The 12,691-nt window shown below is 51.3% G+C and carries 11 protein-coding genes and 1 pseudogene; 6 read left to right on the forward strand and 6 right to left on the reverse strand.

The window, feature by feature from the left end:
• Window positions 1-4 precede the first annotated feature (4 nt).
• Genes ACFE33_RS01910 through ACFE33_RS01920 form a run of 3 tightly spaced genes read right to left on the reverse strand, consistent with a single transcriptional unit; the run spans window position 5 to window position 2,822 of the window.
• Entirely contained in the window at window positions 5-1,285 is a 1,281-nt protein-coding gene (locus ACFE33_RS01910; RefSeq protein ID WP_380056158.1) for a TRAP transporter large permease, read from the reverse strand.
• Window positions 1,282-1,773 (reverse strand): TRAP transporter small permease, encoded by a 492-nt coding sequence (locus tag ACFE33_RS01915; protein WP_380056161.1) that lies wholly within the window; start codon window positions 1,771-1,773, stop codon window positions 1,282-1,284. The genes ACFE33_RS01910 and ACFE33_RS01915 overlap by 4 nt, the downstream gene beginning before the upstream one ends.
• A gap of 56 nt (window positions 1,774-1,829) precedes the next feature.
• Window positions 1,830-2,822: a C4-dicarboxylate TRAP transporter substrate-binding protein gene (locus tag ACFE33_RS01920; protein WP_380056163.1), complete on the reverse strand. Its 993-nt coding sequence runs from the start codon at window positions 2,820-2,822 to the stop codon at window positions 1,830-1,832.
• Between the two features lie 168 nt (window positions 2,823-2,990).
• Here ACFE33_RS01920 and ACFE33_RS01925 point away from each other — a divergent pair, with 168 nt between their 5' ends.
• From ACFE33_RS01925 to ACFE33_RS01940, 4 genes are read left to right on the forward strand one after another with little or no spacing between them, the layout of a single operon-like run.
• Window positions 2,991-4,103 carry a hypothetical protein gene (locus tag ACFE33_RS01925; protein ID WP_380056166.1) on the forward strand — a complete coding sequence of 371 codons (1,113 nt, stop codon included), beginning with the start codon at window positions 2,991-2,993 and terminating at the stop codon, window positions 4,101-4,103.
• Between the two features lie 2 nt (window positions 4,104-4,105).
• Window positions 4,106-4,822 carry an SDR family NAD(P)-dependent oxidoreductase gene (locus ACFE33_RS01930; RefSeq protein ID WP_380056169.1) on the forward strand — a complete coding sequence of 239 codons (717 nt, stop codon included), beginning with the start codon at window positions 4,106-4,108 and terminating at the stop codon, window positions 4,820-4,822.
• 9 nt (window positions 4,823-4,831) lie between these two features.
• Window positions 4,832-5,860 carry an alcohol dehydrogenase catalytic domain-containing protein gene (locus tag ACFE33_RS01935; RefSeq protein ID WP_380056172.1) on the forward strand — a complete coding sequence of 343 codons (1,029 nt, stop codon included), beginning with the start codon at window positions 4,832-4,834 and terminating at the stop codon, window positions 5,858-5,860.
• 54 nt (window positions 5,861-5,914) lie between these two features.
• Complete coding sequence (locus tag ACFE33_RS01940) at window positions 5,915-7,348, forward strand: aldehyde dehydrogenase family protein (protein WP_380056175.1); 1,434 nt, start codon at window positions 5,915-5,917, stop codon at window positions 7,346-7,348.
• A gap of 57 nt (window positions 7,349-7,405) precedes the next feature.
• Here ACFE33_RS01940 and ACFE33_RS01945 read toward each other — a convergent pair.
• Window positions 7,406-8,620, reverse strand: a pseudogene (locus ACFE33_RS01945) (IS3 family transposase).
• A 230-nt stretch (window positions 8,621-8,850) separates the two neighbouring features.
• Between ACFE33_RS01945 and ACFE33_RS01950 the strand changes: the two are divergent.
• Both ACFE33_RS01950 and tagD read left to right on the forward strand, forming a co-directional pair.
• Complete coding sequence (locus ACFE33_RS01950) at window positions 8,851-9,519, forward strand: class I SAM-dependent methyltransferase (RefSeq protein ID WP_380056178.1); 669 nt, start codon at window positions 8,851-8,853, stop codon at window positions 9,517-9,519.
• Between the two features lie 44 nt (window positions 9,520-9,563).
• Window positions 9,564-10,025: a glycerol-3-phosphate cytidylyltransferase gene (gene tagD / locus ACFE33_RS01955; RefSeq protein ID WP_380056181.1), complete on the forward strand. Its 462-nt coding sequence runs from the start codon at window positions 9,564-9,566 to the stop codon at window positions 10,023-10,025.
• A 19-nt stretch (window positions 10,026-10,044) separates the two neighbouring features.
• Here tagD and ACFE33_RS01960 read toward each other — a convergent pair whose 3' ends face one another.
• A complete protein-coding gene (locus ACFE33_RS01960; protein ID WP_380056184.1) occupies window positions 10,045-10,995 on the reverse strand; it encodes a hypothetical protein in 951 nt (316 codons plus the stop codon).
• A 232-nt stretch (window positions 10,996-11,227) separates the two neighbouring features.
• Window positions 11,228-12,667: an aspartate kinase gene (locus tag ACFE33_RS01965; protein ID WP_380056186.1), complete on the reverse strand. Its 1,440-nt coding sequence runs from the start codon at window positions 12,665-12,667 to the stop codon at window positions 11,228-11,230.
• Window positions 12,668-12,691: the final 24 nt, after the last annotated feature.

Genomic DNA, 12,691 nt, shown 5'->3' on the forward strand with positions numbered 1-12,691 from the left:
GGCCTCAATCGAATTGTAGGTTAGGGAGCCACAGAGAAATCTGCGGAACAAATGTCAGAAGCAAGAGCATACCGAACAGTACAATGTAGAATGGAACAGATGCTTTGATAAATTTAGAGATCGGTACACCCGTGATTGAGCATGTGGTGAACATAAGGGTTCCAAGTGGAGGTGTGACACCTGCAATCGTCAGATTGAGTACCATCACAATACCAAAATGCACCGGATCAACACCCACCTGCGTTACCACCGGTGCGAGGATCGGAGTAAGTAAGATCAAAGCGGCAGAACCCTCGATAAACATGCCCGCAAGGATCAATAGAAAATTAATTAAGAGCAGAAGCAGATAGGGGTTCTTGGTCAGTGTAAGCATTGTTTGCGCGACCATCGCTGGGATACGCTCCCACGTCATATAAAACCCAAAGGCATTCGCAGCACATATCACAAACAGTATCACAGCAGTTGCCTGCATGGTTTGTTCAAGAATGGGCCGGATGTGAGAAAGTCTTAGTTCTCTTTGAACAATGCCAACAATGATCGCAAATAGCACCGCCATTCCACCCGCTTCAGTGGGCGTAAAATATCCAAGACGTATACCAAGTACGATACCAATCGGCACCAATAGCGCCAAGAATGCCCCCCTTAACGCGCTTGCACGGTTGGGCCAAGGCATCGGAGCATCAAATGCGGGGCGAAGTTTCAAGCGACGAGATTGAACAGCCACCGCGATCATCATTGCCGCGCAAATCATCACGCCCGGAACAATACCTGCAAGAAAAAGTCTACCTATCGAGACGTCGCCCATAAATCCATAGAGAATAAGGCCGATTCCTGGTGGGATAATTACTGATATAATCGAGGACGATGCTGTTAGAGCTGTAGAGAATGCAGGATCATAGCCGCGATGCGTCATTTCCGGAACGAGCACTTTCGATTGCATTGCCGCATCTGCATTCGCCGATCCTGATACACCGCCCAGTAATGTCGAAAGTAAGACGTTGACCTGCGCCAAGCCGCCTTTCCAGTGGCCCGTCATTGCCTCAGCAAAATTCATCATCCTTGAGGTGATGCCGGCATAGTTCATTACGACGCCAGTCATAACGAACAATGGGATCGCCAAGAGCGGAAACGAATGTGTCACGGCAACCATCCGTTGAATGAATATTTCAGGCGGCATCGCGTTAGATATCAAAAAGAAGGAGAGTGCAGACATCCCAATTGCAAACGCAACTGGGATACCAATGAAGATTCCAAGTAAGAGAATTATGAGCGGTGCAATAGTCAAATCGTGTCCTGCTCTGATGTCATGGTTGACTGGCTAAGAATACCAAGGAGTTGCAGGCTCGACGTAGTCGCCATCCCCGCGAAACTAATCGTAGTAGCAAGATAGACATATGAGAACGGTATATTGAGAACCGGAGAAGGGCGGGTTGCTCCCTTTTGCATCATCACGAAGCTTAGATAAGTAGCGTAAATGAGGAAGGCTGTGACCATCAGATCGCCGACTTTCAGGATCATTTTCTGAGCTCTTTCAGGTGTCGTGTCGACCAACAACATAACTCGAATATGGCGCCCTTCACGCATTGCAGTCATTGCACCGATGAATACAACCCAAGTGAACAGAATACCTGCAAACTCTGTAGTCCAAACAGCTGGACGCTCCGTGACATAGCGCGTTAATACACCCCACAGAACACATCCAGTGAGAAGCGCTAGTGCGGTAAATGAAACTAGGTTCTCCGCTCTCCGTACCCATTGCCCGATCTTTTGCATGCGTCGCCTTCCCTTTTTGATCCGTGCGCCTAGTCGCACGGATCACCACCTGAATCCTAATTATCTAGAATTGCACGCACCTCTTCGTAGAGCCCTTCGGACCATTCCGGGAACTTTGTGTAGACCTCAGCAGTGGCTTCTTGGAAAGCAGCCACGTCGACGTCACGATTAAAGATTACGCCCTCTGCTTCGAGTTTTGATATCCAGTCTTCTTCGCTATTCAGCATTAAATCTGTCATGAACGCGCCAGTATTGACCGCTTCTTCGTTGATAATGGACTGAATGTCTTCGGGTAAACCTGCGAAGATTTCTGAGTTCATCATAAGGCCAGTGAACCCCTTAAAGTGTCCCGTCAGTGAGATGACCTTTTTGGCTTCGTAGAGCTTTGCACCGTAGATCGAAGGGAGCGGAGCTTCGGCACCGTCAACTACTCCTGCTGAAAGAGCGGAATATACTTCTCCCCAAGCTACCTGTGTTGGACGAGCGCCCATCGCGGTGAAGGTTTCTACCCACATGATGTTCGGCGGCGTACGGAAAGTCATTCCAGCGGTATCCTCAGGGGAGCTGATTTCCTTGTCCGATAGCATGTGGCGTGATCCAAAGAGCCAATTTAGCGATAATAACTCGATATCAGATTGAGAACGTAGCTCGTTTTTAAGGCCAATATAGAGATCACTTTCCACGATTTTTTGGAAATCGCGTGGATCTTCCATCAGGTATGGCCCACCCAGTACGCCAAAGTCGGCAACGAAATCGCTCAAGTAACCAGGGTCCGAAATGGTGATGATTGGCGCTCCGGCACGGACTTGTTCAAAAACTTCCGGATTTGAGCCGAGCTGTGCGTTTGGAAAAATTTGAATGTCTACACGGCCGTCTGTGCGTTCTTCGACGTTTTTGACGAATTCTTCCATCGCAACCTGAAGCGGCTCTTGATCGGATGTCACATGCGCCAACCGGAACGTGTAATCTGCAGCGTTTGCTAGTGTCGGGGGCATTGCAAATGCTGCTGCTATGACTAGGTGGCCAGCGTGACCGAACCTTAACGACATATTCTCCTCCTATTCGTATGTGCCCTTCGTTCGACGCAGCGATCATCGCTGTTGCGGATGGACAAGGTGACCGTAGCATTTGATTTGCAGATTTGAAAGTAATTTTTATACTTGCAAAGGTGTGGAATGGAGTGGCAGTGTTTGTGCAGATTAGCGAGAGGCAGAAAGATGGAACTTAAGGGCGTTACTTGGGATCACCCGCGCGGATTCGATCCGGTCGTTGCAGCATCTAAAGAATATGCGGCGCGTACTGGCTTAGACATTTCTTGGGACAAGCGCTCACTTCAGGCATTTGCAGACGAACCCATTACCGATTTGGCGGAACGATATGATTTCATCGTTCTCGATCACCCGCATGTTGGACAAGTCGCGGCGACTGGCGCTCTATTGCCGCTTCCTGTGCCGACCGATTCGGAGGCCTCTTTAGGCGGTTCTGCAGAGAGTTATGTCTGGAACGATCAGTGCTGGGCCTATGCTGTGGATGCCGCATGCCAAATGGCCGCTTTCCGCCCCGACATGCAGACGCCTCGCCCCGCATACTGGGACGATTTAGGAGACGATGGTGCTAAGGATTTTCGCTTACTTACACCACTACTACCTGTAGATGCGTTCGATACGTTTATGACTATTGTCGCGGGGCGAGGGGGTGAAATTATGCCGCACAATCCCTCCGAATTTGTATCGAGCGATAACGGTATGTATGCGCTAGATGTTCTGCGTCGCCTTTATGTTCTCGGACCAGATGAGCAAGTTGACATGAATCCAATTAAGGTTCTTGAAATTTTGGCCGAAAATGACGAGTTCGCTTGTTCGCCATGCCTGTTTGGATATGTCAACTACGCGCGCGAGGGGTTCCGCGCAAATCGAATCAGGTATTTTGATCTCCCACTTTGCAAGGGCTTCAATCTCCCAAGGGCAATTCTTGGAGGGGCTGGTATTGGTGTTTCGGCAAGGACAGAACTTCCATCCAAGGCTGTCGAGTTTGCGCAGTGGATTACATCTCAGACAGTGCAATCTGGTGTTTATTTTGAGAACAACGGACAGCCTGCACATCGCAAAACGTGGATTGATAAGTCAGAAGGGTCGGACGCGGTTGGGTTCTTTGGCGGAGGTTTTCAAACGATCGATAATGCGTGGACACGTCCGCGAGATGTCTGGTTCCTCGGCTTCGTAGACCACATTTGTGAGATCATGCCTAACTTCTTCCGTAAGAATATCCCATCCGAAGACTTCTTGCGGCAAGTTAACAAACTTTATCGTCATCATCTTGAAAGGGCCTAACAATGTCCGTCGCAATTATTACCGGAGGCAATAAAGGCCTCGGCCTGAGTCAGTCTCGGCGATTTCTGAAAGCAGGGTATGAAGTCTATGTCGTTGCGCGCAGTCGCGCCGATTTTCAAACCCTAGACGGCGGGGCCTATTTTGTAGAACGCGATATTGCGGAGGATAGAAAAGCAGAATGGCTCGCGGAAATTCATGCCAAGACTGGCAAAGTCGACGCACTTGTGAATAACGCTGGTGTCCATCTGAAGAAACCTGTGTGGGACATTTCGCCGGATGAGTTAGACAAAGTGCTGAATATTAACGTGCGTGCGATGTTTGCCGCTTGCGGGCGCTATGTTCAGCTCCAGCGCGAGGTTGGCGGTGCGATCGTTAATGTGGCCTCAATGGGAGGCATTATGGCGCTCCCATCTGCAGCGGCTTACGTGACCGCAAAAACAGCAGTTGTCGGACTGACCCGTTCGGTGGCGGTTGACGCGGCGCAGTTCGGTATACGATGTAACGCAGTTAGTCCCGGCTTCATCGAAACTGATATGACGCGGGCAATCCTCGCTAAAGATCCCGCGCGCCGCGAGAAAATCGAAGGCCGCATTCCCAGTCATAGCTTTGGTACTCCTGAAAACGTTTCAGACGCGATCTTTTATCTGGCGTCAGCGCAGGCTGGATATGTCAACGGTGTGAACCTGCCTGTTGACGGCGGCTACGCCATCGGATTCTGAGGACACAGCATGTCAAATATTGAAACCAAGCTAACAGCGGCGCGCGCGATTACTGTTCAAGAGCAATCGAATGGCGACCTACCTTCTGAGTACGTGCTTTTGGAGCTGGCAGTAGCCAGTTTGTGCGGCACCGATTTGCACTACTATTCACATTTCTCAAATGCGGGCTTTGAGCTTCAGAATCCAGTCACATTGGGCCACGAGGCTTGTGCGCGTGTGGTTGATCCGAATGGGACCGACCTGGAAAAGGGGCAACTTGTAGCACTAAATCCGATCATGAACTGTCAGGTTTGCGAGGCATGTAAACGCGGAGAGGAGAACTTGTGTACCGCGAAGAAGTTCCCGGGTTCAGCAACAACTGTCCCGCATTTGGACGGGTTCTTTCGCTCGATGATTGTTCATCCAGTGCGCTGTTGTCACCCGGTTTCCGACAGTATCAACCCGCGACACCTAACCTTTGCTGAGCCGCTCGCTTGCGCACTACATTCGTTGAATAAGGGTGGTGTATCCAAGGGGCAAAACGTCTTGGTGACGGGATGCGGTCCAATGGGGTTGCTCGCTATCGCGGGTGCCGCTGCGCGTGGGGCTAACGTGACTGCGCTTGACGTACGATCCGAGGCGGTTGAGGTCGCGCTAAGGGCTGGTGCCAGCTCCGGTCTGGTCGGAGGTACATTCCACGAGGCAGATCTGGAGAAACAATTCGACGTTGTCGTGGAAGCAAGTGGAGCAACCGCAGCCTTTAACACTGCACTGAAGGCAGTACGTCAAAAAGGACGTGTCTCCATCTTGAGTAATATCCAATTGAGGGAAGCCGAAGTGATGCTTCACTTGATTATGTTGAAAGAAATAGAGGTGATCGGCTCGTTTCAGTTCAATCAGGAATTTGAGGAATCCGTTCAGTTGATCGAAGCGGGAGCAATTGATTTTGACGCACTGACCGCAGGGACATTCCCTCTGGAAAGGGTTGCTGACGCGCTAGAGCTTATGTCAAGCGGCAAAGCTTTTGGCAAAATAATTGTTCTGGGTGCTAACGCCTGAAAAACGCAAACGCTGTTTCGCTCTTTGGAAGGCGAAATGAAGAGGAGAGTGAGAATGTTTTATAAGTGTTTCATCGACAACGAATGGGTTGAGGCGGAAAACGGTAACCGTATCGAAGTACAAAACCCTGCAACCGGTGAAGTTTGGGCTGAAGTTCCGGCGTGCACTGGCGCAGAAGTTTCGCGCGCGATCGAGAGTTCCGCGCGTGCTCAAAAGGAGTGGGCGGCCTTACCTCCAGTCGAGCGCGCAGCGTATATCTACAAGATCGCAAAAGGTGTCGAGCGTGAACGTAATCTCCTTGAGGAACTTCTGGTTAAGGAACAAGGCAAAACACGCGCTGAGGCCGCAGGTGAGGTAACGGATACCATTCGTTATCTGACTTACTCCGCCGAAGCAGCACGTAGATTGCGTGGAGACATCTTCCCTTCAGATAGTCCGCGAGAGCAGTTATTTATTTACAAAGTACCTTATGGCGTTACGTTGGGATTATGCGCCTACAACTATCCGCTTGCTTTGATAGGCCGCAAAGCCGGACCAGCGCTGGTTACGGGAAACACGATGATCATTAAGCCCCATGAGGCAACACCAGTCACTGCATCCGTGTTCTGTCGAATTGTCGAGGAAACAGGACTTCCCGCAGGCGTAATCAATATGGTTACAGGAACGGGCTCAGAAGTCGGTGTGCCGCTCGTAGAGAGCCCCACAGTTCGCCTGATAACGCTCACCGGATCCATAAGAGCGGGGCAGGCAGTCGCACAAGCCTCAGCCAAGAATATCACGGCTCTATCCTTGGAACTCGGCGGCAGCGCACCATTTATTGTGCTTAAAGACGCAGATATCGAAGCCGCCGCCGAGGCATGCGCAATCGCACGTTTCGCGAACGCGGGTCAGGTATGTATTTGTTCTGAGGCTGTGTTGGTAGAAGATTCAGTGGCAGAAGCCTTTACTGAGAAGCTACTCGAGCATGTAGAGAAAATTCGCGTGGGCGACCCAATGGAGAACGGAGGGATGGGCCCGATCACAACCCCAGATGCGCTTGCTAGAATAGAGAAGATAGTCGCGGATTCCGTTGCCAGCGGCGCAGAGATCGCTGCAGGCGGTAAGCGCCCGAAGGGCAAAGAATATGAGAGCGGTAACTGGTACGAGCCAACAGTCTTGGTCAATGCCACGCATGACACGGCGGCAGTCCGCGAAGAGATTTTTGGGCCTGTCCTTCCCATTGTGCGAGTGAAAAACTATGAAGAAGCGCTCAACATTGCGAACAGTCGCCCTGACGGTCTCTCGGCATACCTTTGGACACAGAATCCTTCCATCTATATGGACGCAATCCAACGATTGGAAACAGGTACGATTTTCCTGAACTCCGGCATTGTCGGCTATATTCAGGGCTATCACAATGGTCACAAACTTAGCGGCGTCGGTGGTGAAGACGGCATATACGGAGTCGAAGGATATCTTCAGAAACGTACCGTTTATCAAAAGTTTTGATTGAGTTTGTCGCTGACTAAGATTGAGCAGCCCCACTTGAGTGGTCCAATTTGAAAGTTAGTGCATGACTGGCCTTTGGTCCATCTGAATGATGGCCTCCGGCGCAGGCGGGCGATAGCCCAAGGCACTGTGTGGTCGTTTGGTGTTGTAGTGTTTTCTCCAGCGTTCGATGATGATCTGGGCTTCGCGTAGTAAGTAGAATATCTCGCCATTGAGCGATTCATCACACATACGCCCGTTGAAGCTTTCACAGTATACATTTTCCCAGGGGGATCCTGGCTCGATATAGGCGGTCGTCGCACCAACGGCATTGATCCAATCTCAGAGCGCCTCTACGATGAATTCAGGGCTGTCGTCCATTGGGCAACTCCGATCTGATATAGGTTGGCACCCCACGCTAGATGAACAAGTCGGTCAATGCATCAATGACCTCAGTCGAGTTCAACCTTCGCCTCACACGGATCGCCAAACATTCCCTGCTGTACTCGTTCAGGATGTTCAGTGTTCTGAAAGCCCGCCCATTCTCGGTCCGATGATGCACAAAGTCGTATGATCCCTTTGCCCGGCAGGGCACGTTTGTATGCCCGAGAGGAGGACATGGTTGCGATACTCCGGCCGGTGTCGGACACAAGCCCCGTCATTCATCCAAGCCGTCCTTTCTTAGGTTGTTTCACTGGAACTTTGAGCCCTTCGCGTCGCCACAATCTTTCAACTCGTTTGTCATTTACTTGCCCGCCAGCGTCTCTCAGCAAAGCCGCAACACGCCAGTAGCCATATCGGCCGTACTGGCGTGTCAGCTCGATCATATCTGCGATCAAGCGTTCTTCGTCAGCACGGCCTCGTAGTAGCCGACGTTGTGTGGATCGATGCTGGCCCAAGACGCGACATACGCGGCGCTCAGAAACCTTCATCTGGCCACGTATAAGATCAATACAAGCACGATGGCGCGAAGGGCTCAGAAGTTTCCCGATGCGGACTCCTTCAAGATCAACTTGTCCAATGTCAGGTCCGAGACTGCGCGGCGAAGGCCTCATTCTCTTTCTGGAGCCGCTTCAGTTCCTTGAGTTGTTCTGTGCCCATTCCGCCCGTCGCCATTGTCGCTCGGACCAATGGCGCAACAAAGGCTCCATTCTTCTTCCAGCGGTAATAGGTTTGTTCAGTCACACTGATCTGTCTGATTGCGTCAATTCGGGGCATGCCTTGCCCCATCAGTGCTTCAACCTGCCGTAATTTCACGACTATCTCGTCTGGCTTGGTTCTCTTGATGGCCATCTATGGTCCTCCTTTTCCTAACTAGAGGGGCGGACCACTTCAAAGGGGGAGGCTCACACTAGCTCCGGAAGCCATCATTCAAATGGACCAAAGGCCAAACTTGCACTAACTTCAGATTTGGACCACTTAAGAGGCGCCGCTCAGATTGATTAACGTTCTGCTTTCTGCGCTAACTAACTAGTGGTGCGTTGTGAGCGGGCTGTAATCAAGTATCTAATTCGGAGATAGAGATGAACGATCGTCAACTCGCAAGATTGTTGGGTAAGGTGCCCTATAAGCTAAGCGTTTATCAAATTTTGCGGGAACGATCGATCTTGGAATCTTCGGACTATGTTCAAGAGCATCTGAGTTCGGCAATGCTTTTTGAAAGTTCCCAATCAGTTTGGACTTACGCGGCTAAATCGGCGCATCTTCAAGATGGTCTGAACCTTGAGTTTGGGGTCTATAAGGGTAAGTCGATCAATCATTTTGCCAAGCTATTTGCCCCACATAAAATACACGGCTTTGACAGCTTTGAGGGGTTGGCCGAAGATTGGACTGGGTATCATCTGCCCGAGGGGACGTTTGATCTCGGGGGCAAGCTGCCAAAAGTGCATGATAACGTTGTGCTGCATAAGGGGTGGTTCGATTCAACGCTTCCTGCTTTCTTGGATACGAACAGCGAGAATATCAGGCTGTGCCATATCGATTGCGACACTTACGAGAGCTCTAGGTTTGTTCTTAAGGCGCTTGCCAAGCGCTTCGTCGCGGGAAGCGTGATCGTCTTTGACGAATACTATGGTTACCCGAACTGGCGAAATGGGGAGTTCAAGGCCTGGCAAGAGGTCTGCGCCGAGCACAACATTGAGTACAGCTATATTGCCTTTTCAAACATGCAGGTTGCGCTAAAAATAATCTGAACACCTCCGCCCTGCATTCCCAATATCCAGAGATATAACTAGTAATGAAAACTGTAATTACATACGGAACGTTCGATCTATTCCATGCGGGCCACGTGCACCTTCTGCGTCGCTGCCGCGCGCTCGGAGATCGTTTGATTGTCGGATGCTCAACCGATGAGTTCAATCTGAACAAAGGCAAGAAAGCGGTCTTTAGCTATGAGGATCGCGCTGAGATTCTAAAATCATGCCGATACGTTGACGAGGTACTGCCCGAAGAAAGCTGGGACCAGAAGGTTCGCGACGTCCAAAGCAATGACGTCCAAATTTTTGCGATTGGTGACGATTGGGCGGGCCAGTTCGACTTCTTGGCTGACGAAACGGGATGCGTTGTTACGTATCTTCCGAGAACCCCGAGCATTTCCACGACGGACGTCAGGGGGGTAATTCACGCTCTTCATGAGGATCAGAAAATATCAATGATCCATAATGCAGAGCGCCTGTTGTCGCTAATCAAGGCCCTATGATTGCCTAGTGGGAACTGCCTTAATCGTTCGTCGATTGCGCGTTCTCCAGCGCATTCTCTTCATCTACGAACGATTGAACGTCATCGATGAATTTTTGAAACAGGCGTTTTTGTTTGCGCCATGGAAAAATGAAGTATGGATCAGGAGTGCTCCAGTTAGCGCCGTAGTTTTGCGTAAGGAATGATCTTGGGTCCGCTGGAATAGGATGCCCGGTTGTTGAGCATGCCTGCGTCGGAACGAGGCTGCTCACGCCGATTTCCCCATGGGTGTGAGGATAGATGTAGACTTTTTCATCTTCGATCCAGCACGGGAAAAGGTCCACTTCAAACTCACCTATGCGCCGAAGTTTGTAGATTTCATTCTGGCCAGAGTCAGTGTCGCCCAAAAGATTGAGGCGCTCTAGCTCACTAAGAAGGGCGACCCACTCACGGGCGGCGTCGGTTCGATTCTTCGACCTTAACAGTACGGCGAGATCAACATCATCATCATGCTCGATCAAGCGCCCGTCCCGAACGACACCAAGCAGCGTCCCCGAGTTCAATATCACTTCATAGCCGATGGCCCTAAAACGTTGAACCAAGTCGCCGATACTATCTAGGGCTATGTCGTTATTGGCATCCGAAAAGTAGTCCTCTTTGTATCCGTGTGCCGTAACGCGAAAGGGGCTTAAATAGGCGTTGACCATGTTCGAGAACTCAGTGAACGCCTGCTGGTTTCCCTGTCTGGTGCGTAGCTTAGATAGATGGTTCATCATACCTAAGGTCCGCGTCGGCTTAATTCTCTTGGTGATTTGCACTAAGACAACGGCCTCTAGCCATTCACCAGTAGCCGGGCGCGATCGGAACGCTTCCAGTTTCTTGACATATGCGTGCACGCGAAAATCAGATGAATTGCCATCCAAATAATCGAGGGCAGCGTTTCGAATTTCCTGGATTTTTGCTGTTCGTTTTCTTTGTTCGGCTTCAGTCATGGAAATCCTTTGCCCTAAACGCGGCGACATATCATTTATTCGAAAAGCGTAGCTAGTTTACGAATGTCATTCAATGCGGTCGTTCGCACGGTGACCAAGAATTATGTGACCGGTGCACGTATTGAATTTACTGAGAATAGGTTGGGGAGCGCGCGCTAAAAATATGAAGCGTTATGCGATGTATTATCGAAACGTCCCCAGCGAACCTTCGTCCGCTGGGGATGTTCTGTTCTTATGCCACCAAACGTGGTTTGCCGTTTTTCTCCGACATTTCTTCGCCGATGAGAGCTTTGTGAAGGGCTCTTACGGCGGCGTCGGCGTCTTCGCGGGTTGTGACGAATTGGATGTCGACATTGCGTGGGCCTTGTTGCACAGCGATTGGGGCGATGCCCTCTTCGTCTAAGGCGGCGAGGCCGCGGCCGAGTGCTTTTAGGCCGGTCAGGTCACGTCCGATGACCGCTACAACCGAGAGGCCGCGCGCGGTGACCGAGGCTGTCGCGTATTCAGACGTGATATCGTTTTCGACCCGACGAACGCGTTTGAGCGGCGCATCCACATAGTGGGTAATCGCATTCGCGTTCGAAGATTTCGCAACAATACTCACCCGATGACGAGTCAGGGACTGAAGGATGGTCGCGTCGTATCCTTTTACGCCAACCATGTCCTGCTCAAACACTTCGAGCGCGACAACATCAAGTGCCGTGACGATCTCTACCTGAGACTCGTCTGCGGGTGCGTCGTCGATCAGCGTGCCGGGGTCTGCTGGTTCGAACGCGTTGGTCACTCGCAGGGGAATATTTGACTGACGAAGCGTCTTGGCCGCAGAGGGGTGAATGGCCTCCATCCCCATGTTCGAAAGCTGATCGGCCACGTCATAGTTTGTGTGGCCGAGTTTGCGCACATTCTCGAGGCCGACAAGTTTGGGGTCGGCAGAGGACAGGTGGAATTCCTTGTGGATAATCGCCTCCGACGCGCCAGTTTGGGCGGCGATGCGGCTAAAGGTTACCTCGGAGTAGCCGCGATCATAGAGCGACATAAGTCCCTCTGTGCATTGCGCATAGCCGGTCACGATTGGAAGCTCGCACGTTACATCGACGTCACGCATACCTTGCTCAAAACGCTCTTCGAGTGTGACTTCGCGCTCGTCGCGCCAGCCGCTCAGGTCAACAAAGCGCGCATTCGCACCTGCACGACGCAAAAGAAGCGTGGTGACATAGGCCGAGTGGCTTTCGCCCAGACCGGAGAGCAGCTCACGGATGATACCCATGTGTTGGCTCAGACGAAAATGGCCGTATGAACAGAGGCGCTGAAGGTCGATCAGACAAGAGCGCGCGCCCTCGATCCGTTCGCGAACAAAGTCGTCCGCCTCGCGAATATCGGCCGAAGCATCCAGAACCTTGCGGTGCGCCTCGTTCATTGCCGTCATCACGTTGTTCAGCGCTTCCGACCATTCCAGATCATTGCTAGCAGTCGAAAACCGCGCGTAAACACCCGGCTCGCCAGTTTTCTTGTTTTCAAGCAGTAGGTCGGTGATGCCTCCGTATGCCGAAACAACGAAGATACGATTGTACGGATCTTCACCTTCCTTGAGAAACAAGGAACGTAATAGCTCATTCGAGCGGCTCATCGACGTGCCACCGATTTTCTCAACGGTATGTGCGTTTGATGTCATGGTGTTCGTCCCCATAACTTTGGG

This window comes from Falsihalocynthiibacter sp. SS001, assembly GCF_042445055.1.
Classification (GTDB): Bacteria; Pseudomonadota; Alphaproteobacteria; order Rhodobacterales; family Rhodobacteraceae; genus Falsihalocynthiibacter.

Coding starts and splice junctions, on each gene's coding strand:
- ACFE33_RS01915 (WP_380056161.1), bottom strand. CDS start 1,773: ATGCAAAAGATCGGGCAATGGGTACGGAGAGCGGAGAACCTAGTTTCA.
- ACFE33_RS01920 (WP_380056163.1), bottom strand. CDS start 2,822: ATGTCGTTAAGGTTCGGTCACGCTGGCCACCTAGTCATAGCAGCAGCA.
- ACFE33_RS01925 (WP_380056166.1), top strand. CDS start 2,991: ATGGAACTTAAGGGCGTTACTTGGGATCACCCGCGCGGATTCGATCCG.
- ACFE33_RS01930 (WP_380056169.1), top strand. CDS start 4,106: ATGTCCGTCGCAATTATTACCGGAGGCAATAAAGGCCTCGGCCTGAGT.
- ACFE33_RS01935 (WP_380056172.1), top strand. CDS start 4,832: ATGTCAAATATTGAAACCAAGCTAACAGCGGCGCGCGCGATTACTGTT.
- ACFE33_RS01940 (WP_380056175.1), top strand. CDS start 5,915: ATGTTTTATAAGTGTTTCATCGACAACGAATGGGTTGAGGCGGAAAAC.
- ACFE33_RS01950 (WP_380056178.1), top strand. CDS start 8,851: ATGAACGATCGTCAACTCGCAAGATTGTTGGGTAAGGTGCCCTATAAG.
- tagD (WP_380056181.1), top strand. CDS start 9,564: ATGAAAACTGTAATTACATACGGAACGTTCGATCTATTCCATGCGGGC.
- ACFE33_RS01960 (WP_380056184.1), bottom strand. CDS start 10,995: ATGACTGAAGCCGAACAAAGAAAACGAACAGCAAAAATCCAGGAAATT.
- ACFE33_RS01965 (WP_380056186.1), bottom strand. CDS start 12,667: ATGACATCAAACGCACATACCGTTGAGAAAATCGGTGGCACGTCGATG.